22 protein-coding genes are annotated in these 22,693 nt (G+C 62.1%); 7 read left to right on the top strand and 15 right to left on the bottom strand.

Going from position 1 to position 22,693, the window contains the following annotated elements:
* Window positions 1–5: 5 nt before the first annotated feature.
* Window positions 6–1,469, bottom strand: a complete 1,464-nt coding sequence (gene cycA / locus EEB12_RS23115; RefSeq protein ID WP_019744791.1) for a D-serine/D-alanine/glycine transporter — start codon at window positions 1,467–1,469, stop codon at window positions 6–8.
* A gap of 142 nt (window positions 1,470–1,611) precedes the next feature.
* On the opposite strand from cycA, the gene EEB12_RS23110 reads away from it, so the two are divergent.
* A complete protein-coding gene (locus EEB12_RS23110) occupies window positions 1,612–2,328 on the top strand; it encodes an HAD family hydrolase (RefSeq protein ID WP_020908678.1) in 717 nt (238 codons plus the stop codon).
* Window positions 2,329–2,335: 7 nt separating this feature from the next.
* On the opposite strand, the gene xylB is transcribed toward EEB12_RS23110, so the two are convergent.
* The 3 genes from xylB to EEB12_RS23095 all read right to left on the bottom strand — a co-directional run bounded on the left by xylB (window position 2,336) and on the right by EEB12_RS23095 (window position 4,375).
* Entirely contained in the window at window positions 2,336–3,733 is a 1,398-nt protein-coding gene (xylB, locus tag EEB12_RS23105; protein ID WP_141488573.1) for a xylulokinase, read from the bottom strand.
* 24 nt (window positions 3,734–3,757) lie between these two features.
* Entirely contained in the window at window positions 3,758–4,075 is a 318-nt protein-coding gene (locus EEB12_RS23100) for a WhiB family transcriptional regulator (RefSeq protein ID WP_003946343.1), read from the bottom strand.
* Between the two features lie 69 nt (window positions 4,076–4,144).
* Window positions 4,145–4,375: a DUF3263 domain-containing protein gene (locus EEB12_RS23095; RefSeq protein ID WP_020970382.1), complete on the bottom strand. Its 231-nt coding sequence runs from the start codon at window positions 4,373–4,375 to the stop codon at window positions 4,145–4,147.
* A 194-nt stretch (window positions 4,376–4,569) separates the two neighbouring features.
* Here EEB12_RS23095 and EEB12_RS23090 point away from each other — a divergent pair, with 194 nt between their 5' ends.
* Window positions 4,570–5,757 carry an ROK family transcriptional regulator gene (locus EEB12_RS23090; RefSeq protein ID WP_141488572.1) on the top strand — a complete coding sequence of 396 codons (1,188 nt, stop codon included), beginning with the start codon at window positions 4,570–4,572 and terminating at the stop codon, window positions 5,755–5,757.
* A 266-nt stretch (window positions 5,758–6,023) separates the two neighbouring features.
* Window positions 6,024–7,325 carry an MFS transporter gene (locus tag EEB12_RS23085; protein WP_141488571.1) on the top strand — a complete coding sequence of 434 codons (1,302 nt, stop codon included), beginning with the start codon at window positions 6,024–6,026 and terminating at the stop codon, window positions 7,323–7,325.
* Window positions 7,326–7,371: 46 nt separating this feature from the next.
* Here EEB12_RS23085 and EEB12_RS23080 read toward each other — a convergent pair whose 3' ends face one another.
* The 9 genes from EEB12_RS23080 to EEB12_RS23040 form a co-directional block, all read right to left on the bottom strand.
* A complete protein-coding gene (locus EEB12_RS23080; RefSeq protein ID WP_020970383.1) occupies window positions 7,372–8,172 on the bottom strand; it encodes a crotonase/enoyl-CoA hydratase family protein in 801 nt (266 codons plus the stop codon).
* A 65-nt stretch (window positions 8,173–8,237) separates the two neighbouring features.
* Window positions 8,238–9,191, bottom strand: coding sequence for an LLM class F420-dependent oxidoreductase (locus tag EEB12_RS23075; RefSeq protein WP_228118022.1), 954 nt, complete (start codon window positions 9,189–9,191; stop codon window positions 8,238–8,240).
* Window positions 9,192–9,222: 31 nt separating this feature from the next.
* Window positions 9,223–9,624, bottom strand: coding sequence for a nuclear transport factor 2 family protein (locus tag EEB12_RS23070; RefSeq protein WP_019744799.1), 402 nt, complete (start codon window positions 9,622–9,624; stop codon window positions 9,223–9,225).
* Entirely contained in the window at window positions 9,621–11,342 is a 1,722-nt protein-coding gene (locus EEB12_RS23065; protein ID WP_020908682.1) for a class I adenylate-forming enzyme family protein, read from the bottom strand. The genes EEB12_RS23070 and EEB12_RS23065 overlap by 4 nt, the downstream gene beginning before the upstream one ends.
* Before the next feature lie 13 nt (window positions 11,343–11,355).
* Complete coding sequence (locus EEB12_RS23060; RefSeq protein ID WP_020908683.1) at window positions 11,356–12,639, bottom strand: ABC transporter substrate-binding protein; 1,284 nt, start codon at window positions 12,637–12,639, stop codon at window positions 11,356–11,358.
* A gap of 58 nt (window positions 12,640–12,697) precedes the next feature.
* Window positions 12,698–13,786 carry a branched-chain amino acid ABC transporter permease gene (locus EEB12_RS23055; RefSeq protein ID WP_092763075.1) on the bottom strand — a complete coding sequence of 363 codons (1,089 nt, stop codon included), beginning with the start codon at window positions 13,784–13,786 and terminating at the stop codon, window positions 12,698–12,700.
* The gene (locus tag EEB12_RS23050) at window positions 13,783–14,679 is read right to left on the bottom strand and encodes a branched-chain amino acid ABC transporter permease (protein WP_019744803.1); all 897 of its coding nucleotides are present in this window, start codon (window positions 14,677–14,679) and stop codon (window positions 13,783–13,785) included. The genes EEB12_RS23055 and EEB12_RS23050 overlap by 4 nt, the downstream gene beginning before the upstream one ends.
* Before the next feature lie 3 nt (window positions 14,680–14,682).
* A complete protein-coding gene (locus tag EEB12_RS23045; RefSeq protein ID WP_020970388.1) occupies window positions 14,683–15,396 on the bottom strand; it encodes an ABC transporter ATP-binding protein in 714 nt (237 codons plus the stop codon).
* Window positions 15,393–16,196: an ABC transporter ATP-binding protein gene (locus tag EEB12_RS23040; protein WP_069146421.1), complete on the bottom strand. Its 804-nt coding sequence runs from the start codon at window positions 16,194–16,196 to the stop codon at window positions 15,393–15,395. The genes EEB12_RS23045 and EEB12_RS23040 overlap by 4 nt, the downstream gene beginning before the upstream one ends.
* A gap of 114 nt (window positions 16,197–16,310) precedes the next feature.
* On the opposite strand from EEB12_RS23040, the gene EEB12_RS23035 reads away from it, so the two are divergent.
* Genes EEB12_RS23035 through EEB12_RS23020 form a run of 4 tightly spaced genes read left to right on the top strand, consistent with a single transcriptional unit; the run spans window position 16,311 to window position 20,342 of the window.
* Window positions 16,311–16,898, top strand: coding sequence for a nuclear transport factor 2 family protein (locus EEB12_RS23035; protein ID WP_019744806.1), 588 nt, complete (start codon window positions 16,311–16,313; stop codon window positions 16,896–16,898).
* Window positions 16,895–17,665, top strand: a complete 771-nt coding sequence (locus tag EEB12_RS23030; RefSeq protein WP_080909148.1) for an SDR family oxidoreductase — start codon at window positions 16,895–16,897, stop codon at window positions 17,663–17,665. Before EEB12_RS23035 ends, EEB12_RS23030 begins: the two co-directional genes overlap by 4 nt.
* The gene (locus EEB12_RS23025) at window positions 17,662–18,717 is read left to right on the top strand and encodes a dihydrodipicolinate reductase (RefSeq protein WP_133727916.1); all 1,056 of its coding nucleotides are present in this window, start codon (window positions 17,662–17,664) and stop codon (window positions 18,715–18,717) included. The genes EEB12_RS23030 and EEB12_RS23025 overlap by 4 nt, the downstream gene beginning before the upstream one ends.
* Entirely contained in the window at window positions 18,714–20,342 is a 1,629-nt protein-coding gene (locus tag EEB12_RS23020; protein ID WP_141488570.1) for a long-chain-fatty-acid--CoA ligase, read from the top strand. The genes EEB12_RS23025 and EEB12_RS23020 overlap by 4 nt, the downstream gene beginning before the upstream one ends.
* Before the next feature lie 74 nt (window positions 20,343–20,416).
* On the opposite strand, the gene EEB12_RS23015 is transcribed toward EEB12_RS23020, so the two are convergent.
* Window positions 20,417–21,148 (bottom strand): hypothetical protein, encoded by a 732-nt coding sequence (locus EEB12_RS23015; RefSeq protein ID WP_141488569.1) that lies wholly within the window; start codon window positions 21,146–21,148, stop codon window positions 20,417–20,419.
* Entirely contained in the window at window positions 21,145–22,662 is a 1,518-nt protein-coding gene (locus EEB12_RS23010; RefSeq protein WP_141488568.1) for a carotenoid oxygenase family protein, read from the bottom strand. The genes EEB12_RS23015 and EEB12_RS23010 overlap by 4 nt, the downstream gene beginning before the upstream one ends.
* Window positions 22,663–22,693: the final 31 nt, after the last annotated feature.

Here is a 22,693-nt window from a genome sequence, read left to right as displayed (position 1 = left end):
CAAAACTATTTCTCGCCGTTCTGTCGGCTGGCGTCCAGTTCTGACTTGAACGCGTCGTATCGTGCCCGGTGAGCGGGTCGGCGACGAATGATCGCCCACGCGATTCCCAGAACCACGAACCAGATCGGCGTGACGACAAGTGCCTGCAGGGTGTCGTCCTTGGTTGTCAGCGCCCAGAGGATGAAGACGAAGAACGCGAGCACGACCCAGCACATCACGATGCCGCCGGGCATCTTGAACTTCGACGCCTCGTGCAGGTGCGGACGACGCTTCCGGTACACCATGTAGCTCGCCAGAATGATCGTCCACACGAACATGAACAGCAGCGCCGAGATGGTCGTGACGACGGTGAAGGCCTCGATCACGGAATCGCCCGAGAACAGCAGGATCAGCGACGCCAGCAAGAAGATGCAGGAGAACATCAGGGCGTTCGCGGGGACCTTGCGCGAGTTCAGCTTGCCGAGTGCCCGCGGTGCGTCGCCCTCCTGCGCAAGACCGAACACCATGCGCGAGGTGGAGTAGATACCCGAGTTGGCCGAAGATGCCGCGGAGGTCAGCACGACGAAGTTGATGACAGATGCAGCGATGCCGAGGCCGGCGAGTGTGAACATGGCGACGAACGGACTCTTGTCTGCGCTGATTTCGCGCCACGGAGTCACCGCGATGATCACGGTCAGTGCAACGACGTAGAACAGCAGGACACGAATGGGGATGGAGTTGATGGCCTTCGGCAGGTTCTTCTCCGGGTCCTTCGCCTCGGCGGCGGTGGTGCCGACCAGTTCGATGCCCACGAAGGCGAACACGGCGATCTGGAAGCCGGCCACGAAGCCCATGAATCCGGTCGGGAACATGCCGCCGTCGTTCCAGAGGTTGTCGATACCCGAGGTGGCACCGTTCGGCGCCGTGAACCCGGAGACGACCATGACGATGCCGACGATGATCAGGCTGACGATGGCGACGATCTTGATCAGCGCGAACCAGAACTCTGTTTCACCGAAGGCGCGAACGGTCGGGAGATTGAGGAGCAGCAGCGCCGCGATCGTCAGCAAAGCAGGTATCCATGCCGCGAGACCTGGCCACCAGTATTTGAAGTATCCGGAAATCGCGATGACGTCCGCGATGCCGGTGACGATCCAGCAGAACCAGTAGGTCCAGCCGGTGAAGAATCCCGCCCAGGGGCCCAGCAGATCCGCGGCGAAGTCGGAGAACGACTTGTACGCCATGTTCGAGAGCAGCAACTCCCCCATCGCCCGCATGACGAAGAAGAGCATGAAGCCGATGATCATGTACACGAAGATCACGGAGGGCCCGGCAAGCGAGATCGTCTTGCCCGATCCCATGAACAGTCCGGTGCCGATGGCACCACCAATGGCGATCAGCTGGATATGCCGGTTGGACAGCTGACGTGAGAGGTGGGGGTCTTCGCCGGACGGCTTCGTCAGGTCTGGTGTATTCGCGTGGTCGGACACGGAGGATCCCCCTCGTCATACGGTTCATCCGGGGCATCGAAATCGTGCCCGTCGGGGGAACCTCGGAAAATGTGCTCTCTCAAAGTACGCGTGCACTGGCTCACATCAAGCATCGGAAAGCGGACGCCGATAACCTGTCGAGGTGAACACTGACAGCACGGCCCATCAAGACGGACATATCGCCGCGACGCTGTTCGATTTCTCCGGAACCCTCTTCCGTTTGGAGGAGAGCGACGATTGGACCGAGCACCTCGTCGATCATCAAGGCGATCCGCTCGACGTGCACGCTCAAGCCGAGTTGATGCGTCGGATGACCGCGCCGGTGGGCAGAACCGTCGAGATGGACGAAGCCGGGATCTACGCGTGGGAGAACCGCGACCGGGATCCGAAGTTGCATCGTCAGGCGTACCTCGACGTGTTGAGCAAGTCCGGAGTGCCCGATCCGGTTCGGGCCGAAGCTTTCTACGCGCTGCTGGTCGATCCGGACCAGTGGTCGCCGTACCCGGATACCGGTGAGGTCCTTAAGTCATTGTCGGAGAAGGGCGTACGCACTGCCGTCTTGAGCAACATCGCCTTCGACATCCGTCCGGCGTTCGTCGACCGCGGCTGGGACGTCTGGGTCGACGAGTTCGTCCTGTCGTTCGAGGTGGGTGCAGTCAAACCGGAACCCGCGATCTTCGAATACGCCCTGGCACAGCTGGATGTGGATGCGGCGCAGACCCTGATGATCGGTGACAGCGACGTCGCCGACGGCGCGGCCCGAGACGTCGGTTGCCAGTTCGCACTCGTCGATCCCCTGCCGACGACCGAACGTCCGCACGCGCTACTCGACGCAGTGCGGAAGTTCGGGCTTCTGTAGGGAGCGCTCAGACGCCTTCGGTGAGTTCGCGCAACGACGCGTAGCGCTCGCGCACGTGGGGAGCTGGTTCGGCGTCGAATCGTCGCTCTTCCGGTTTCGGCCACACCGGCGGCTGCGTGTCCCCGGACAGTGCCCATGCTGCTTGCCTGCATGCCCCTTCGGCGACGTACTCACCCGGAGCAGGGATTACGACCGGCACTCCGAGAATTGCCGGCGCAATCTCACAGAGAGCGCGAGACTTCGCTCCGCCTCCGACGAGGAGAACTCGCTTCACCTCGACGCCCTGACGAACCAGATCGTCGACGCCGTCGGCCAAGCCGCACAGGAGCCCTTCGACTGCGGCGCGCGCGAAATGCGCCGGCGTCGAGTTCTGCAGCCGGAAGCCGTGCATTGCTCCCGTGGCGTCGGGGCGGTTGGGCGTCCGCTCGCCCTCGAAGTACGGAATCATGACCAGCCCGTCGTTTCCGAGGGGCGCGGTCAGCGCCAACCGGGACAGTTCGGCGTGATCGACACCGAGAATGGACGCCGTCGCATCAAGAATGCGCGCGCCGTTGAGAGTGCACACGAGCGGCAGGTGCAGACCGGTTGCGTCCGCGAATCCTGCCACGTTTCCACTGGGATCGTGCGTGGGGGTGGCCGATACAGCCGACACGACGCCGGATGTTCCGATCGAGATGATCACGTCACCGGGGACTGCTCCCAAACCCAGTGCGGCTGCGGCATTGTCACCCGTACCCGGTCCGATGATTCCCCCGGAGCCAGTGCTTCCGATCTTGTCGTTCGGCGATGCAACTCGGGGAACATGGGGGGTGCGATCGCGAAATGCCAACGCCAGCAAGTCGGTACGGTATTCGCGCGTCGAGGCAGCGTAATAGCCGGTTCCACTTGCGTCGCCCGCGTCTGTGGCGAGCTCCTCGATTGAACCGGACCCGCCCAATTTCCAGGACAGCCAGTCATGCGGAAGACACACCGCGGCAGTGCGATCGGCGTTGCCTGGCTCGTGATCTGCGAGCCATCGAAGCTTGCTTGCCGTGACCGCGGCGACCGGAACTACGCCAACGGCATCGGCCCACGCCTTCGATCCGCCGAGTTCTTCGACCAGATCCGTCGCAGCCTTCGCCGAACGAGTGTCGTTCCACAGCAGCGCCGGCCTGACGACCTCGCCGCCGCTGTCCAGACACACCATGCCGTGCTGTTGAGCTCCGACGGATACCGCTGCGACGTCGCCGAGCCCACCCGCCGCGGCGACTGCATTGTCCATCGCCTCGAGCCAGCATGTCGGATCTATCTCGGTACCGACGGGATGGGCCGCCCGCCCTTCTCGTACCAGTTCTCCCGAATCGGCATCACGGACAATGACTTTGCACGACTGGGTAGACGAATCGATACCGGCTACGAGGGTCACACTGGCGTCCTTTCCGAAGGACCGTCAGCTCGCGTTGGCGACCGCGGGCATCCGGTTGCTGCGCTTACGCAGCGATCGCACATATTCTGCGCGCTCGGTCTCCGTCATTCCACCCCAGATGCCGTAAGGCTCGTGGACGGAGAGTGCGTGTTCGCGGCACTGCTGGAGTACAGGGCACGTCGCGCAGACCTTCTTGGCGTTGCGTTCACGGTTCTCGCGAGCGTGTCCACGCTCGCCGTCCGGGTGGAAGTAGACCGCGGAATCGTGCCCACGGCACGCTCCCTGCAGCTGCCAGTCCCACACTTCGGCGGTCGGGTACGGCATCGGAAGGTGCTTGTGCATGATGGCGACCTCAATTCCTTACTCGGGTGAAACGGATTCGGGTGACTCGGGGCTGACGCCGGGTCGGACTTATCGACGCCTGGCCGATTGGCCGAGTCGATGTGCACAGACCGTTGCGAGTTCGCCGGTGACCGGCGGAGTCAGCGCTACGACGCCGTCGTCGAGAATTGCCTGCAGCCTGCGGAAATACTCGTCCGGGGCGAGGCCGAAGGTTACAAAGATCTCTTCGTCAGGTCCACCGTCGAACTGCTGCCACTTACGTGCGAACTCGACGATCTCTTGTGTATCGGTGCGGCTCATCAGGTTCTCCCCTGTTTGTGCGCCCTGCTTCACAGAAACTGCGACTCGTCTCCTCGGACGCCCGTGGCAGTGAGTCAAGACACAGACTATGCCTACTTCTGCTTTTTCACAAGACCTACTTACGTCTTTTTGTGGACAAAGTATGCCAACTTTCGCACGCTGAAGTTACCGACGAGGAATGCTTGAATAGGACAATGACCCGACCGTCCACGACTCCGGCTACCGCGGGAGAGGTATTCACGCTGATACGCAGCGGTTCCGCGACCACGCGCAGCGAGATCGGGAAGCTCACCGGCCTGTCCAGGACGGCGGTATCGGCCAGGGTTGCAGCACTTCAATCGCTTGGTTTGATCGCCGATGACGACGAGGGCCCGTCGACGGGCGGCCGGCCGCCGTCCACTCTCACCTTCGCGAACTCGTCCGGCGTGGTTCTCGTCGTGGCAATCGGTCGATCGCGGGCACAACTTGCCGTCACCGACCTGGCGGGCACGATCCTCGCGGCAGAAGACATCGACAAGTCGGTCGGGGTCGGCCCCGACGAACTGATGCCCGAAATTGCCGAGCATCTTTCGTCACTACTGGCCCAGGTCCACCGCGCACCTACCGAGGTCATCGGAATCGGACTGAGCATTCCCGGAACGGTCGACGTCGCCGCGGGAGCGAGCCTCGACTCTCCGATGATGGCGGGATGGGACGGCGTCGCTCTTGCCCCCTATCTGGCATCGGTGACCACGGCGCCACTGTTCGCCGACAACGATGCCAACGTGATGGCCCTGGCCGAATTGAGCGAACGACGCGAGAGTGCGCCCAACCTCCTGATGATCAAGGCGTCAACCGGCCTCGGCGCAGGAATCGTCATGGGCGGAATCCTCCAACGCGGTTCACTCGGAGCGTCCGGCGAGATCGGGCATACCAAAACCGCTGCAGCGCGGGGCATGAAGTGTCGCTGCGGCGATGTCGGCTGCGTCGAAACCGTCGCCAGCGGTTGGGCTCTCGTGCACGCCCTCCGAGATCAGGGCCGAAGCGTCGGGCACGTGCGTGACGTTGTCCGCCTCGCCCTGGACGGCGACAGTGAAGCCCGCCGGCTCATCAGAAGCAGCGGCCGACTTATCGGCGACGTCATTTCCGGCGCGGTAAACCTCCTCAATCCCGAGGTCCTTATCATCGGCGGCGACATGGCCGAGGCAGACGAGCTCTTCCTCGCCGGACTTCGGGAGTCCGTCTACGGCAACGCAACGGCGCTTGCCACCCGAAAGCTTCAGATCGCTTCGGTCAGCCACGGCGCACAATCCGGGATCCTCGGTTGTGCGGTTCTCGTCCTCGACCATCTGCTCAGCGCCAGGGAAATCGATCTGCGGATCGCCGCGTCGCTCCTCACCTGAGCAACTGATTTCTCGCATGCTCTGAACCAGATAATCAGACCTTTCCAGCACCTCTTGTGTTGACGCTCACACTTCTGCATAATTCATTACCTACCGATCATTCGGTTGCCAATATCGACAATGAGATCGCGCAGGAACGCTCCGAGTCAGCCAAAAGCATGCACCGAGCACACCGGCAACGTCGCAGATCGAACAGCGTTTCTCCCCTGTTCCGACTTCGCAGTTCACCGCGCCGGTGAACCACGTGACTGGCAGAAAGTAGCTCGATGACCACAACCAGAACTGGCACCAAGCCCGCCGCGAAGGAGTACGACCGCGCCGCGATGGCGTCGATGGTCGGCACCACCGTCGAGTGGTACGACTTCTTCATCTACGCCCAAGCCGCAGCCCTGATCTTTGCCGACCTGTTCTTCAAGCCGATGGGCTCGGCAGGCCAGATCGTCTCCTACGTCACGGTCGGCATCAGCTTTGTCTTCCGTCCTCTCGGCGCCATCGTGGCCGGATATCTCGGCGACAGACTCGGCCGTAAACGTGTCCTGGTCGCGACGTTGGCGATGATGGGGGCCGCGACGGTTCTCATCGGCGCGCTGCCGACGTATGCCTCGATCGGGATCTGGGCGCCGATCCTGTTGATCCTTCTCAGAATCGTGCAGGGATTCTCGACGGGCGGCGAATGGGGTGGGGCTGCTCTTCTTGCCGTCGAACACGCACCCACCAAGCGTCGAGGATTCTTCGGAGCGTTCGTCCAGATGGGCGTACCGCTCGGAATGTTGCTCGCCACCGGCGTTTTGGCACTGTGCACGTTCACCCTCACGGACGAACAGTTCACCACCTGGGGATGGCGAGTGCCGTTCCTGCTCAGCGTCGTGCTGATCGGCGTCGGCTTCTACATTCGAAGCAAGGTCAGCGAGTCACCCGTGTTCGCCGAACTCAAGGAACGCCGCACCGAGAGCAACACGCCTATCCGAACTCTGTTCAAGAAACACCCGAAGCAGGTCGTACTCGCGGCCCTCTCCTTCATCGGCACAAACGGCAACGGCTACATGGTGATCGGCGGATTCATCGTCGCGTACGCAACCAAGACCTACGGCCTGGGTAAGACCGAACTACTGATTGCCACGCTCGCGAGTGCAGTCACGTGGGGCGTTTTCACCATGATCGGCGCTTACTGGTCGGATCGGCGCGGCCGCACCACGGTGATGAACGTCGGCAACCTCGCAATGATCCTCTTCGCGGTGCCGTTCTTCCTCCTCATCGACACCGGCAATCTCGGCTGGATCTACGTGGCGATGATCCTGTTCTCGGTCGGACTCGGACTGTCGTACGGACCTCAACCGGCATTGTTCGCCGAACTGTTCCCAGCTTCGATCCGCTACAGCGGCGCGTCGATCTCCTACGCCGTCGGCACCATTTTCGGCGGCGCCTTTGCTCCCACCGTCGCCCAATGGCTCCTCGGCAAGACCGGTAGCACTCTTGCCATCTCGATCTATCTCGCCCTGTTGGCCGCAGTGTCGTTCGTCGCCACGATGCTCATCAAGGACCGATCTGGACGAGATCTGATGGTGTAATCGACCTGAATGAGAATGCCCCACGGCGTCGCGATGCCGGAGTTTGTCAGCCGAACTTTCGAATGGCGAACTCCGGCAACGTCTTCGCAGTATTCGCGGAGCGTACGATCTTGTGGTTCTTGCCTCGCATCAGCGCCAGTTGGATCCGCGATTCGATCCAGAACGCACCGCGTGGCGATCGGTTCCAGGTCTTGTGCAGCAACGTCTTCGTCGCTGCGACGGCGTCCGGCGAGCGAGTCATGATCTGCGACAACAGTTCCTGTGCCGGTTTGATCGGATTGTCACTGACTCCGCTCACGAACCCCCACTCGAGAGCCTGATTTCCATCGAACAGTTCAGCAGTCATGGCGAGGCGTTTCACGACGTCCATCGCCGCGAGTTCGCGCATCGTGACCGTTCCGGTCATGTCGGGGATCAATCCCCACTTCGCCTCCATCACCGAGAACGTGCAATCAGGGGTGGTGAATCGAAAGTCTGCGGCGAGCGCCAATTGCAGTCCCCCGCCAAAGCAGTGGCCGTGAACGACCGCGATGACGGGCACGGGCAATTCGCGCCACACCCAGCACGCACGTTGAAAGAGGTTGGTCTTCTGACCGGGAAATTTCGCAAAGGCCTTGGCCATCCGGCTCGGCTGCTTGCCGGCAGAAGCGAAGTCCAATCCGGCCGAGAATGCGTCGCCCGCGCCTTGCAGAACCACGCCCCGGATCGAACGATCAGTTCTGATCGTTCGGGCCGCGTCCACCAGCGCGTCGAGCATGTCCAGATCGAGACCGTTGAGTTTCTCCGGCCGGTTCAACGTCACGTACGCCACCGACTGCACTACCTCGACACGAACACGATCACTCACGGCAACTCCTCCGATTCGACATATCCCCGACGAACTTACCTGAGAGTAAGTTCGTCGGGGATTCGTCATACCATCTCGGCAAGAAGTTCCATCGTCACTTGCCCGGCCGGATCCGAATCAGTGGATGAAGGCACGGCCACGACGGTGTCCACACCGACCGCTCGATACGCCTCGAGTTGCTCGCGCGCATCGGCCGCGGTTCCCACGATTCCCACTGTCGCGACCATCGCGTCCGAGACCTGACTCAAGATCTCTCGAGGCGCGGTCCCGGCCCTGGCTGCCTCGATCACGGATGCAAACCCTGCTCGTACGAACATGTCCGAGTACCCGGGGGCAGCGAGATACGGCACAAGCCCACGTCTGAGCTGATCGATCGACATCTGAGTTGGGCCTTCGGTTGCCACGGCCGCCGGCGCCCAAACCGACACCTGGGGCATTGGCGTTTCCATTTCAGCCGCGATTTCCTTGCACCGTGCGATCAGGCGCCCCGCTTGCTCCGGGCTGACCAGATTGAGCACCAGTTCGTCGCCCAACTCCACCGCGGCGCGAAGGGCCTTGTCTCCGAAAGCTGCAACGATCAGCCGCCCACCCGGCGGCTGAAGTCGCAGTCGGTATCCACTGGTCCGCATCACCGTTCCGGCGACTTCGCCCCGCTCGCCGTTCATCAGCGCTCGCACAGCGCAGGCTGACTCCGCGAGTGCACGTGCGGCCCCGGATCTGCTTCGCCCATGCCATTTTTCGACCACGACAGTGCTGGACGTGCCCAACGCTATCGACACGTGACGCCCGGTCAGGTCGGCTACCGACGCCGCCCCGATCGCGATCATCGCCGGATCACGAACCGTCACCGCGAGCGGGCCGACCACCAACTCGGAGTGCTCGAAGCCGGCGCCGACTGACGTCGCCAGAGCAAAGGCGTCGTACGTCGCCATCTCCCCCACCCACACTCGGCCGAACCCCAGTTTGTCGGCGAGGCGTGCAGTAGTGGTCACCTCCCGCGGCGGACGGTCCTGCCACAAGCCCAGGGAGATATCGATCGTAGGCAGTCGGCTATTCGAAATCGGAGACAAGACCCATTCCCTTCAAGAGTGTCGGACGGTCGTAGTATTCGAGCCACTCTGTGACCAGCCCGTCTGCCATGCTGAGGATTCCGACAACAGGAACGACGCCGTGGGTTCCGTCGAAGTGGAAATCGTCCACTCGCTGTACAAAAACCCTGCCGTCGATCACGCCGAGCGACTCGATCTTCAGGGTGATCCGTTCACACTTGCTTGCCAGCAATGCAATTCGGCCCGCTACAGCCTCCTTGCCGACAAGCGGTTCCTGCATCACGCTGTGGAGCACACCGTCTTCGGCGAACAGGTCGACGACGCGTGCCCAGTCCATGACGTCCCACGCCTGGAACATCTCACGCGCCAACGCAAGCTTGTCACTGTCGTTCATCACACTCATGCCACACTCTTCTGTCGAAGCTCACGCTTGAGGATCTTTCCGGTCGAATTGCGCGGCAGTTCTTTCCGAATCTCCAGCCGCTCGGGAAGTTTGTACGACGCGATGCGCTTGTCCTTCAGGAACGCAACCAGAGCATCGAGTTCGAGTTCCGTCTCGGGTCGAAGTGTCACCACTGCTGCGACGCGCTCACCGAGCACTTCGTCGGGGTCGCCGATGACGGCCACGTCCGCGACGGCCGGATGCTCGGCGATCAACCCCTCCAATTCGGCTGGAGCGATGTTCATTCCACCGCGGATCACCAGGTCCTTGCCTCGATCCAGGTAGCGGAGGAATTGTCCGTGATCACCGGCAATCTCGAAGATATCTCCGGTGCACAGGAATCCGCGTTCGTCGAACGGTGACGGCCGATCGCCGAGATAGCCGGCAAAGACCGTCGGTCCGCTGATTCGCAACTCACCCGGGTGCCCGACTTCCGTGATGTCCTCGCCAGTGACCACGTCGACCAAGCGAACGTCCATCCAGTCCGAGATCCTGGTGCTCCAGCGAAAGTTCTCGACACCGAAACGAGGGAAGTACCGTGCGCGGTCGTCCGGATCCGGCATGTCCGCAGGCGAGGAGAGCAGACTGATGCCTTCGTTGGATCCGAAGAAGTTGATGACTCCGATTCCATATCGCTCCTGCCATCCCCGCACCATCGGAGGTTGCAGTGGCACAGAACCCGAACCGATCCGCGTCAAGCTCGACAGATCGACCGCCGCGAGCATCGACTCGTCGGCAAGCAGCATCCACAACAGAGCAGGCGGCGCTACCGTGTATGTCACCCGCTCGGCCTCGATCTGTCCGAGGAACACTCGAAGGTCGAACGGGTGGTGCTGTACCAGTACACATCCCGTGCGGAGCCAGGGCAGGAACATTCCGTTGATTCCGGCCATGTTGACCATCGGGAACGGGTTAAGCAGGACGTCGTCGACGACGATGTCGGGAGCATCGATCGTGGCCCAGCAGATGGCCAGCCACTCGTAGTGCGAACGTGGGACCCCCTTCGGCTCGCTTTCGGTTCCGGAGGTCCAACAGATCGTCATCGCGTCGTTGGGGTCGTTCGGATCTTCGGTGTTTCGTCTGTCCAGAGCACTTCGCTGCGATTCGGTGGCTGCGCGAGGACTCAGCCCCACGACGCCGGTGGGAAGCTCAGCCGGAAGCTCTGATTCGGGAGCGTAGACGAATACCGATCTCAGAGAGGCAATCCGGGATCTGATTGCAGCGATCTCCGTAGCCGGGAATCTGTCGCCGAAGCTGGGCACGGTGACAAATGCTGCAAACGCCGCCTGGTTGGCCATTCCTTCCACTTCACGTTCGCGGTACTGCATGGGCAAGGGTGAGACCACGATCCCCAGCGACCACGCTGCAAGGTAGACCTCGACCAGTTCGACGGTGTTAGGCATCTGAACGCCCAGAACGTCTCCCCGGCCCAAGCCTGCCTCGGTGAAGCGCGCAGCGAGCGAGATGACTTCGCTCTCCAGTTCGTTCCAACTGAGGCGTCGTGGATCTCCGCCGGACAACTCGCTGCGGTTCGCCGGATCAACTACGGCAAGCTCGTCCCCTCGGGTCCGCACCTGCACCCGGAACACGTGATCGATCGTCTCGTCGGACCACCACCCTTTCGAGGTGTATTCGTCCACCTTGACGCGAGGATGCAATCCCCTGTGTGTCTTGTTCATTCGCGCACTCGATTCAGTTCTCGTAACGGCCGGAAATGTCGATCACGTCGCCCTGCTTCTCGAACGCCTGAGTAGCGGCATTCCACTCGAACGGCTGAAAGGCCAGGATTCCCAACGCATGGTCCGCGGTCATCGTGAACTTGATTCCGTCGATGAACATCGGCGGGTGGTAGTCCTGCGTTCGCGCGGCACTCATGATGGTGGCACGTGAGAGTCCGTCGGATGACTGAGAGGCCCGAGTGAAGTTGTCCACCAACAGGTCACCGATGGCCCAGCCGTTCACGGTGTAGCTGTTGGTCGGGGAATCTGCACCGTGAGCCGCTGCACCGGCGAGATAGTCGCGCACCGCCGCGTCGTCCTTGTAGAGAGCGTTGTTGGGATCCTTGAGCCACACCATCACCTGCTGCCCGTCGGCAGCATCACCGGCGGGTGCATACAGGGTCGCGCCGTCGACGCAGTTCGACGGCTGAATCACGGTGTCGGGCTTCCATCCGACACGTCCGATCGCCTGAGTGATCGCGAGGCAGTCGGTAGTGACACCGGCGACCACCAAAACCTCGGCGCCGCTGGCCTTGAGAGTCGAAGCCGCCGTCTTGGGGTCGGTCAGCGCCTCCTCCGCCGCGATCTCGAAGTTGGTTCCTTCGATCGCGGACTTGAAGCCGTTGGCGATTCCCTGTCCGGACTCGGTCTGGTTCGTGGCCAGTGCGACCTTGGCGCCGTTCGGATACTTCTTCTTCAAGCTCTCGACCACTACCTCCATCTCGACGCCCGGGTCCGGTAGATACTCCGTGGTCCACGGGAAGTCTTCGATGACCCGGAACTCGGGCATGCCTGCCTGCGCGAAGAGCAGCGGCACGCAGGCAGTGGTCTGATCGTCCGCGATGGCGTTCAACTGTCCGGCCCCGAAGGTACCCAGAACGTCGACCTTGTCCTTCTGAATGAACTCTCCGACGTTGGCTTTGGCGCGCTCCGGGGAGAATGCATCGTCCTTGACCACGACGTCGAGCTTGACGCCGCCGACGCCGCCGGCCGCGTTCTCCACCTCGAACCGTGCTCGCATTCCTTCGATCACGTTGCCGACGGCATCGGCGAGCGGGCCTGACGTCGGCCCACTCCATCCCACCGTGAGTTTGTCGGTGATCGGCGCTGCGGCACCGCTGGGATCACTGCAGTCGTCGACCGATACTGCTCCGGCCGATGTCGACGTGTTGCTCTCTGCGTCGGAGCTACCTCCGCAGGCCGAAAGGAGTAGTGCCGCAGCGGCGATGACTGCGGGAATCGTGGTCTGCCTTTTCATATCGTCCAGTTCCTTGCTGTGAGTTGAGGGAAACGAGAGTGGGCGAGGGAGACGGCGCTCAGGTGCGAGGTTCACCCTCGCGATACTTGGGATGATCTGCGGGAACCACGAGGACGAACCGTCGGAGCACGCTGTTGATCCGTCCGACGATTCCGTCCGGCATCAAGAACACGATCGCGATCAGCACCGCGCCGAACACCACTCCCGACACGGGGCCGTCGGTGACGCTTCCGGTGTAGTACGGCAAGAACACCACTGCCGTTGCCCCAACGATCGGGCCGAATTGGGTTGCGATTCCGCCCAACACCAGTCCGGTGATGAACTCGATCGACTTCATCAGCGAGAAGGATTCGGGTGAGAGCGCGCCGATGTACATCGTGAACAGTGAACCTGCCAGGCCCGTGATCGCGCCGGAAAGCCCGAAAGCGAGAATCTTGACCCGCGCGACGTTGATGCCGTTTGCGCTCGCCGCGATCTCGTTGTCACGCACCGCGACCATAGCCAGACCGAATCGACTCTTGACGAGATTGCGAATCAGGAGCATGACGATCGCCAGAGTCACCACCGACACCCAAAAGATCCAGAGGTAGGTGTCGGCTCGGGTCAACCCCGTCCATTTCGGCGGAACGAGCAGATTTGCGCGAACCACCATTCCGGCGGCACCACCGGTCAGATCCCCGGTCTTGCGGATCACCTCGGGAAATGCAACAGCGACGGCGAGTGTCACGAGAGCGAGATACAGCCCCTTGATCCGCAACGAGGGAAGACCGACGAGAAGCCCTAGTACAAAACACAATACGACCGCCATCGGGATCGTGGTCAACGGCGAGTATCCGCGATCGACGATCAGAACGCCGGTCGTGTACGCGCCCAGGCCGAAGAAGGCAGAATGGCCGATCGACAGAAGTCCGGTGTATCCGCTGACGATATTGAGTCCCGCAATGGCAATCGCGATGATGAAGACGCTCGTGAACTGGCCCACGCGAAACGGCGCGCTCTGTGACGCGAGAAGCAACGCACACACGGCAGCCACCAGCAGAACCAACTGGAGTATCCGGTACGACGTCGATCCGGCGACCATTACCCGCGGTCGTCTGACTGCCTTTTCGGCGACGGTGGGTTCATTTCTCTCGGCAAGCGTCGTCATACCCGCTCCAGTTTCTTGGTACCGAACAGTCCATTGGGTCTGACGAAAAGGATCACCACGATGATCAACAGGGCGGATGTCTGCTGCAGCGAACCGCCGATGACCGAAATGTAGCCGCTGAGCATCGATTCCAGGACACCGATCGTCAACCCGCCGACCACGGCGCCGACGAGACTGTCCAGACCGCCGAACAGCGCTGCGGCGGATGCTGCGATGAAGATCGGGAACATGGTCGTGAGACCGAGTTGTTGCGGCGAGAGCGGAGTGACCAGGACACCGGCCAGGGCACCGATGGCAGCTGCTACTCCCCAACCGATTGCGAGTATCCGGCTGGTCGGAACTCCGGCGAGAGTGGCAGATTCGGCATTGTCCGCGACGGCACGCATGTGCAGACCGACTCTCGTCTTGCGAAAGAGCAAGGACATCAACACAAGTAGGACAACGAGCGCCACCAGTACGCCCAGTGCGTCGCCGTAAACACGCGCACCCCCCACCGAGATGTAGTCGGTCGGACCGTTGGGGAACGGGCTCGGCATTATCTTGGTATCGCTCCCCCAGAGCATTCCGGCCAACGAGTTGAGCCCGGTGAACAATCCCAGTGCCACGATCAGCACTGCCATGTCGCTTCGACGCTGAACCGGACGGATGAGCAGACGCTCCATCAATGCTCCGAGCAGGAACCCCAAAGCCAGGGCCGCTCCGATCGCCGACCAGATCGGCCAGGACATCGTCGTCAGCCACCAGGCGACAAAGGTTGTGAACAGGGCCAACTCGCCCTGAGCGAAGTTGATCGTGCCGGTGGCGCGAAACACCACCACTAGTGCCAGCGCGAGAATTGCGTAGATCGATCCGTTGGTCAATCCGGAGATGAGTCGTTCGAGAAAGAGTGTCACCGTTTACTCCTGGTACCCGAGGTAAGCGCTGCGCACGACGTCGTCGGAACGAAATTCCTCGGGCGTTCCGGCAGCGACGATGGTGCCTACGTCAAGCAGGAAGACCTTCGACGCGAGTTTCATCGCGAGATCGGCGTTCTGTTCCACGATCAGCAGTGCAGTTCCGTCGCTGCGGTTGATCGCACCGAGCGTGTCGAACAATTCGGCAATGACGATGGGCGCCAGACCCAGGCTCGGTTCGTCGCACAAAAGAAGGGTGGGACGGCTCATCAATGCCCGTGCGACCGCGAGCATCTGCTGTTCACCGCCTGACAGCGAACCGGCCAACTGAGTGGACCTCCTCGCGAGCACGGGGAATGTCTCACACCACCGCTCGATGTCGGCTTCGATCTCCGCCTTGTCCTTACGAAGGGCCGCGCCGACGAGCAGGTTGTCACGCACCGACAGTTGGCCGAGAGTTCCGCGGCCCTGTGGGACAAGGCTGACGCCGGCGGCCACGGCGCGTTCAGGTTTGGATCCCAACGGCGAACCGTTGAAGGTGATCGTTCCCTGATGCGGAATCAATCCGGCAAGCGCGCGCATCATGGTGGTCTTGCCTGCACCGTTCGCGCCGAGGACGACAGCGACCCCGCCGGGTTCCACGTCGAGCGAAATCCCGTGCAGTACATTGCCTCGCCCGTAACCGGCGTGCAGATCGTCGACGCTCAGCAGGGTCATGCGGCACGTCCCAGGTACGCGTTGATCACGGCGTCGTCCTGCTGGATCTCCGCCGGGGTTCCCTCGGCAATTTTGTGACCGAAGTTCAGGGCGACAACGTGATCGGAGATCCCGAGCACCAATCCCATGTGGTGTTCGACCAGAAGCGCGCCGAAGCCGAAGTCGTCGCGGAGCGAGACGATCAGTTCTCCCAGTTCTTTGACTTCACTGTGCGTGAGCCCGCCGGCAGGTTCGTCCAGGAGAAGCAGCGAGGGCTCGGACATCAATGCCCGTGCCAGTTCCACACGCTTGAGAGTTCCGAACGGTAGACCGGACGCGGGTGCGTTCGCGACGTCGACGAGTTCGAGACGTTCGAGCAGGTACCAGGCCTTCTCTCGAAGTTCTCGGACTCGCGCACGCGCCGGAGGCAGGCCGAGAAGCCCACTCACGAGCCCGAAGCGACCTCGCGACGATCCACCGACCATGGTGTTGTCGAAGACACTCATGCCGCCGAACAGCGCGAGATTCTGAAAAGTTCGAGCGATACCTGCAGATGCCAACGCATAGGGACGCAATCCCAACAGGTCGGTTCCTTGCCAGGTGATGACACCGCGACTCGGTTCGTAAATCCTTGTGATGCAGTTGAACAGCGTGGTCTTACCAGCGCCGTTCGGCCCGATGAGTCCGCAGATCTGTCCCGCGCGGACGTCGAAGCCGACGGCGTCGAGAGCCGTGACTCCGCCGAATTCGATCGACACATCGGAAAGCGTGAGTACGACCGGTGCATTCCCAGGTTGTGCGGGTGGTGTGTTTCCAAGCATTGGTTTCACCTCCTCGTGACACTTCAATTAACAGTGTGATAGAGATTACTACAGTAAACAGAGGCACTCCGTCAACGTGCGGCCCCCGATCCGGAGCCGAGAAGGGACATCATCGTGAGGTCCAACAACATTCACGCAGTCGACAGCGGCGGGGGCCCAGACGTCAGGGACTACAGCCCGGTCGACGCTCTCGTCGCCAAGCAGGAAATCTACGAGGTTCTGGCTCGTTTCCTCCGAGCCGCAGACCGCGGCGACGTCGAGGACGCCAGGCGGTGTTATCTGCCCGGCGCAACCGAAGACCACGGGGGTGTCTTCACCGGCACCGCCGACGACTACATCGACCACATCGCCGGGGCCATCACCCACCCACGATCGCTGACCACCCACGCAATGACCAACGTCTTGGTCGAACTCGACGGGGATACAGCACACGTCGAGTCCTACGTGCTTGCCTTCGCACGAATCAAGACCTCGGACGGAATAGCCGACACACTCACCGCGGCGCGCCTGATCGACCGCTTCGGTTTCGAGGACGGCAGGTGGGGAATCCGCCACCGCGCACTGCGGTGGGACTGGAACCACGACATGGCCACAGCCGAAGGCTGGATCTTCGGGATGCTCGCGCCTGAAACGTCATTGAAGAAGAGCAAGAAATTCCCCGACGACCTCATCTACACCCGACAGACACAGGAGAACTCATGACAACCTTTCGCGGAACTCCGGTCGAGGGTGCGACCGTCCTCGTCACCGGCGCCAATCGAGGCCTCGGGTTGGCCTTCGTCCAACAGGCGAAGTTGATGGGCGCAGCCAAAATCTATGCGGGGGTGAGAAATCCCGACGAGGTGCCGGCCGAGCTCCGAGCCACCGGTGCGCACATCGTCGAACTCGACGTCACCGATCCAGGACTCGTCGACACTGCCGCCGCGGCGTGCGGTGACACCTCGGTCGTCGTCAACAACGCCGGGCTGTTCACCGGGAATCGGCTGATCGAGGCCGACGACCGAGAGGCCGCTCGAGCCGAGATGGAGGTCAACTACTTCGGACCGCTGACGATGATCCGAGCCTTCGCGCCGGTCCTCGCCGCCCGCGGCGGAGGATCGATAGTCAACGTCTTGTCAGTCGCCGCAATCGCACCCACCGCCTTCATGGGCGGCTATTCACCGGCCAAGGCGGCTGCTCTGTCGCTCGGTGGCATCGCCCGTGCCGAACTCGAACCGCACGGCATCACCGTCACCTCGTTGATCGTCGGCAGTGTCGACACCCGCATGGCTTCACACGTGCAGGGCCACAAGGAAAATCCCCTCGACATCGCCGCGACCGGACTCGCCGCCATGCAACGCGGCGAGTGGACGTGCGACACCGATTTCATGGCAATCGACGCCCGTGCGCGTCTGGCTCGAGACCCGATTCGGTACGAACGCGGACTGGGCAAGCTCCTCTTCGCCGGCGAACTGACCACTCGATCATGAGCGATCCGATTCGTGTTGCCCAGTGGGCGACCGGCGCCATCGGCAAGACCGCGCTCCGCGGAATCATCGATCGTCCCGACCTCGAGTTGGTCGGCCTGTACGTCTACAGCGATGCCAAGGCCGGGCGCGATGCCGGCGACATAGCCAGACGCGCGCCGACGGGCGTGATCGCCACACGCGACGTGGACGAGATCATCCGCTCGCGCCCCCAGGTTCTCATCCACAGTCCGCGTTTGCAGATTCCGTACGAACGCCACGACGACGATTTGTGCCGTCTGCTGCGCGCCGGGATCAACGTGATCACGACGGCCGGGCAGCACTTCCCCCGCGCACACGGCACCGAGCGCGAGCACATGTTCGCCCAAGCATGTAAGGAAGGCGATTCGACGCTCTTCGGCGTCGGAGTGAGCCCGGGCGTCATCGGTGAGCGATTGGCGTTGGCTCTGACGGGAACATCGATCGAACTGGACCGCATCACGATCGACGAGGTGCTCGACGCTCGCGGCATGCCTGACCCCGACTTCGCTTTCACCGTCATGGGAATGGGTTCGCCCCCGGAGGAACTGGACGGAACCGGGCCGTTGCCCTCGCTGTACGCGTCGCTGTATCTGGAGACCATCGCGTTCATGTGCGAACGTCTGGGGATCACCTACGACGAGGTCATATCCGATCACAGGGTCGTTGCGGCGCGAACGGATCTCGACGTGGCCGCCGGACGCATCGCCGCCGGAACCGTCGGAACCACCGAATGGCGCTGGCACGCAATGGTCGACGGAAAGCAGTTCCTCACTCTGGCCATCATCTGGACCATGGAACCCGATCGTGAGGAATACGCGGGGCGCGATCAGTGGGAAGTCCATCTGTACGGCAAACCCGAGATCGTGATGACCGTCAATCTCGTCGAACCACAAGATCCGAACAGCCGGACAACCGCCGGTCAGTTCATCACTGCGGGCCCGGCACTACGCGCCGTCGAGCATGTACTCGCTGCTCCCACAGGCATTTTCGAACCCCCTGTCTTTGCCCCCTTCAGATTGGAGCATTCAGCATGACCACTCAGCCGACGGCCGTAGGTTCGACTGCCACCCGTGAACCCGCCACCCGCGAACCTTCTGTGAACGCGCTCCTACCCGATGGTCGCCCCGTGCAGAATCTCGAAGACTTGCTGCGCAGCCGGGCGATTGCCAGTCCGGAGAGCACCGCCGTCATCTCCGATGACGGCCGTACCAGTTTCCGCGAGCTGGACATCGAAGCAAATCGTGTCGCGAATGCACTTCTGCGCGATGGTGTTCGAACAGGTGACCGGGTGGCGTACATCGGCGCCAATGCACCGTCTTTCCTCTCCGTCCTGTACGGATCTTCGAAGATGGGCTCGATTCTGACGGCCGTCAACAATCGGCTGGCACCGGGCGAGGTCGACTACATCCTGAGCAACAGCGAGCCGACCGTCGTCGTACTCGGAGCAGGCGATGAGGGCCTCTCCGACGTCGCCGCGGCGGTCGGTAGCGTCCGGACCGTCGTCACGGTAGACGGTTCCGCAAACTCGGTCTCGTGGAGCGACTGGCTCTCCGGTGCCGGGGACGACGACCCAGGAGTGTCACGCCTTCCCGACGATACCGCGCTGATCTTCTACTCGTCGGGAACCACCGGTCACCCCAAAGGAATCGAACTCACCGGTGCGAACCTCGGCCGCGCCCTCGCGACCATGTATCACCTGCTCGATCTCGACACCGATTCCGTGGCCATGTGCCCGGTCCCGTTCTTCCATGTGGCGGGGCTGGGTCTCGCTCTCGTCACGACGCTCGGCGGTGGCGCTCTACTTCTCAAGACCATCGCCGGTCCGCTGGAGCTGGTGGCGCTGATGCAGGAGCACCGGGTGACTCATGCGGTCGCTGTTCCCGCGGTGATCAGCGTCCTCACCTCCCTTCCTGCTGTACGCGAGGCGGATTGGAGTGCCCTGCAGTTCCTGGTCTACGGAGCGGCGCCCATGCCGCTACCCCTGTTACAGGACGCCACCAAGGTCTTCGGATGCAGTTTCCTACAGGCCTACGGACTCACCGAGTCGACTGGCGGCGTCACCATGCTGACCCCCGAAGATCATCGGGCGACCGACGAGTCGACCGCGCATCGGTTGAAGTCCGTCGGGCAACCGATGTTCGGCGTGCCCATCCGCATCGTCGATCCCGTGACGCTCGAAGACGTCCCGGTCGGTACCCGCGGCGAGGTGGTCATCGGCGGCGCACACGTCATGAGGCGCTACTGGCGCAACGAGGCAGCCACTGCGGCCACCATGTTGGACGGCGACTGGCTCCGAACAGGAGACGGCGGATCGTTCGACGAGGACGGGTATCTCTACCTCCACGACCGCCTCAAGGACATGATCGTCTCCGGCGGTGAGAACGTCTATCCCGCCGAGGTGGAGAGCGTTCTCTCCGGCCACCCCGACATCCGGGAGGTCGCGGTAGTCGGCATTCACTCCGATCGTTGGGGTGAGACTCCCATCGCGGTGATCGTTCGTTCGGGCGATTCGGCTGTCACCGAAGCTGAGATCATCGAGTGGTCACGCGAGCGACTGGCGCACTTCAAGTGCCCCAGTGCAGTTCAGTTCATCGAGGAACTGCCACGCAACGCGAGTGGGAAGCTTCTCAAGACTCGTCTGCGACAGGACTTCGCTTGAGTCCATGACAAGAATTCGGGGCCGGTCGCTTTGAGCGATCGGCCCCGATTTCTGTCGTTCGATGTGAAGCTGGCTCAGCCTGGGTGAATCCGGAATTCGACGCCGCCGACGATCGGGCCGGGCTCGACGGTGTTCGCTCCGATCGACGCCGCCAGATCGACCGCACTGAGCATCGACCGCTCGCCCGGAACGAACGACACGGCGCGCGACCCCAGCGCAATCGAGAGTGATTGCGCCGAATCCAGTTTCTTGCCGAACACTTCGGCCCACAGCGCCGCCGTCTTGGCCGGATCGGGAGAGGACACGTCGACGCCGAGAATGTCGTCGACCCGTGGATCGAGGGAAACCTCCTTCTCCGTCTGGTCCCAGAACCACTCGTCGGCGTCGGGAATCTCGTCGAGTTCTACGAGCAGTCCGAGATCACCGGGATGAAGTTGGACGATCCGGTGACCGTAGGCCTCGAGATCTGCCACCGTCCGAACATCGGCCGCAGCTGCACGTTCCAGATAGGGCTCGATGTTCGAAACCTGGATCGAGAGTGCATAGCCGCCCTCCCCTCCGCCCTTGCGGATCCATCTCGCCAGCGAGACCGTCTCGTCGAGCGGTGCGACGATCTCGAGAAATGCCTGCGGCCCGACGGCCAAGGTCTCGTCGGCCAAACCGATGTCTTCGAGCAGTGGATCTGCGAATCCTGGTGCCAGATTCAACGCTTCACGTAATTGTTGACCGGTCTTGTCCAGGTCTCGTGCACCGATCACCACCTGCCGCAGGATCTCCCACGTGCCCGCGTCGTGCGTGTCCGTCACAGTCCGACCGCTTCGGCTGCGGTGTCGGCACTCTGCCAGCGTCGGAGCTCGGCACCCGGCGCCCACGTCGAGTGGGTGCCACTCGAAATCCGTTCGGGAAGGCGAAGTTTGCACAATGGTCCGTCTCCGACGCGGGCAGCGTCGAAGATCAGGCAGAAGGACGCGTCCTCGTTCATGTCGGTGGTCAACGTGATGAGATAGCCGTCGTCTTCGGCGGTACCACCCACGCGTGGTGCCATCGAGGTCTCGCTTCCATACACGCCGTCACCGAAGGAGAATCGTTCCTCGTTCCCCGTCAGCAGGTCGTGTTTGACCAAGCCGTCGAACAGGAACCACGACGGCTTACCAGAAGCCGCATAGGCGTATCGGTACTTCTCACCCGCGAAATTGCCGTTCATCATGCCGAATTCGGTGATCGAGTCACTGAGTTGCTCTTCACGCGTGGCTCCGGTGACCAGGTTCAAACGCCAGCGGTGAAGCCGGGTCTGCATGCGATCGAGAGCGAGGAAACGGAAGGCGAGCTCCCACTGATTGCCCATACCGTTGTCCGACGGCTCCGGATCACCCTGGTAGAAACCGTCCAGAACAATCTCGTCCCCCTCTTCGTAGGCGTTCACGAAGTGCAGGACGTAGGTCGGATCGGCCTCGAACCACTTGATGTCAGCGGTGTTTCCGCGGCGTGGGATGACTCCGAGACGGAGCGGGATATCGGGATGGAAATTCGCGACGTGCGCGCCCTTCTCCAGTAGAACCGGATCCCAGAACAAGGGGCAGTCGTTGAGGATCGCGTAGTTCTCCGTGAAGGCCATGTCGTGTGGCAACCGCGGACCGGGAAGCGGGACGTCGACGTAGTGGACCAACTCGTTGGCCGAGTCCACGACGCCGTAGTGCATGTACGGCGCTTCCTTGCTGTAGTTGAAGAACAGCATTTCTCCGGTCTTGTCGTCCACCTTCGGATGCGCGGACACACCCCATTCGAAGGGGAACTTGCCGTTCCAGCTTTCCTTTCCGAGTGTCTCCGCCGACATCGGATCGAGACGATACAGATCTCCGCACTGGTAGAAGCTGGTGAGAGCAGTCCCCCGGTGAACGACGACGTCGGTGCTGGACGCGTCCTTCATCCGGGTGCGCGCACCCTTGCCGCCCTCGGGGCGACTGAGTTTGGGAGACTCGGCGAGTCCGGCCCACAAGGCGCCGCCGGCATCCTGCTCGGCCGCCAACCCGTCAGTCCGTACGAATCGATTGCGGTAGAACGACTCTCCGTCACGAAAGCCCACGATGTGAATCATTCCGTCGCCGTCGAAGGGATGATAAGCCTTCATCGAGGGATGGAGCGGATTCTCGGTGTTGCGCAGGTAGACACCGTCGAGGTCTTTCGGAACCTCACCGAATACGACTTCGAGGTTGTCCGCTTTGAACTCGGTGGTCTGGGGTTGCCACGGGCCGGTGCGATACGGGTGATCGTCATCGGCGGGAAGGGTGGACAACAACTTGCCTACGATTTCGACGTCCATGGAATTCTCTTTTCGACTGATGGGGAAAGGC

This window comes from Rhodococcus sp. WS1 (assembly GCF_003797745.1).
GTDB classification, from domain to species: Bacteria; Actinomycetota; Actinomycetes; order Mycobacteriales; family Mycobacteriaceae; genus Rhodococcus_F; species Rhodococcus_F erythropolis.
Note: the sequence above shows the minus strand (reverse complement) of the source record. Positions and strands in the feature narration are given on the sequence as shown.

What these genes read in the sequence shown, in the direction of transcription:
- EEB12_RS23010 (WP_141488568.1), bottom strand. Translation starts at nt 22,662, where the DNA reads ATGGACGTCGAAATCGTAGGCAAGTTGTTGTCCACCCTTCCCGCCGAT.
- EEB12_RS23030 (WP_080909148.1), top strand. Translation starts at nt 16,895, where the DNA reads ATGACAACCTTTCGCGGAACTCCGGTCGAGGGTGCGACCGTCCTCGTC.
- EEB12_RS23095 (WP_020970382.1), bottom strand. Translation starts at nt 4,375, where the DNA reads ATGAGCCGCACCGATACACAAGAGATCGTCGAGTTCGCACGTAAGTGG.
- EEB12_RS23100 (WP_003946343.1), bottom strand. Translation starts at nt 4,075, where the DNA reads ATGCACAAGCACCTTCCGATGCCGTACCCGACCGCCGAAGTGTGGGAC.
- EEB12_RS23045 (WP_020970388.1), bottom strand. Translation starts at nt 15,396, where the DNA reads ATGACCCTGCTGAGCGTCGACGATCTGCACGCCGGTTACGGGCGAGGC.
- EEB12_RS23025 (WP_133727916.1), top strand. Translation starts at nt 17,662, where the DNA reads ATGAGCGATCCGATTCGTGTTGCCCAGTGGGCGACCGGCGCCATCGGC.
- EEB12_RS23040 (WP_069146421.1), bottom strand. Translation starts at nt 16,196, where the DNA reads ATGCTTGGAAACACACCACCCGCACAACCTGGGAATGCACCGGTCGTA.
- EEB12_RS23065 (WP_020908682.1), bottom strand. Translation starts at nt 11,342, where the DNA reads ATGAACAAGACACACAGGGGATTGCATCCTCGCGTCAAGGTGGACGAA.
- EEB12_RS23070 (WP_019744799.1), bottom strand. Translation starts at nt 9,624, where the DNA reads ATGAGTGTGATGAACGACAGTGACAAGCTTGCGTTGGCGCGTGAGATG.
- EEB12_RS23060 (WP_020908683.1), bottom strand. Translation starts at nt 12,639, where the DNA reads ATGAAAAGGCAGACCACGATTCCCGCAGTCATCGCCGCTGCGGCACTA.
- EEB12_RS23090 (WP_141488572.1), top strand. Translation starts at nt 4,570, where the DNA reads ATGACCCGACCGTCCACGACTCCGGCTACCGCGGGAGAGGTATTCACG.
- EEB12_RS23055 (WP_092763075.1), bottom strand. Translation starts at nt 13,786, where the DNA reads ATGACGACGCTTGCCGAGAGAAATGAACCCACCGTCGCCGAAAAGGCA.
- EEB12_RS23085 (WP_141488571.1), top strand. Translation starts at nt 6,024, where the DNA reads ATGACCACAACCAGAACTGGCACCAAGCCCGCCGCGAAGGAGTACGAC.
- EEB12_RS23020 (WP_141488570.1), top strand. Translation starts at nt 18,714, where the DNA reads ATGACCACTCAGCCGACGGCCGTAGGTTCGACTGCCACCCGTGAACCC.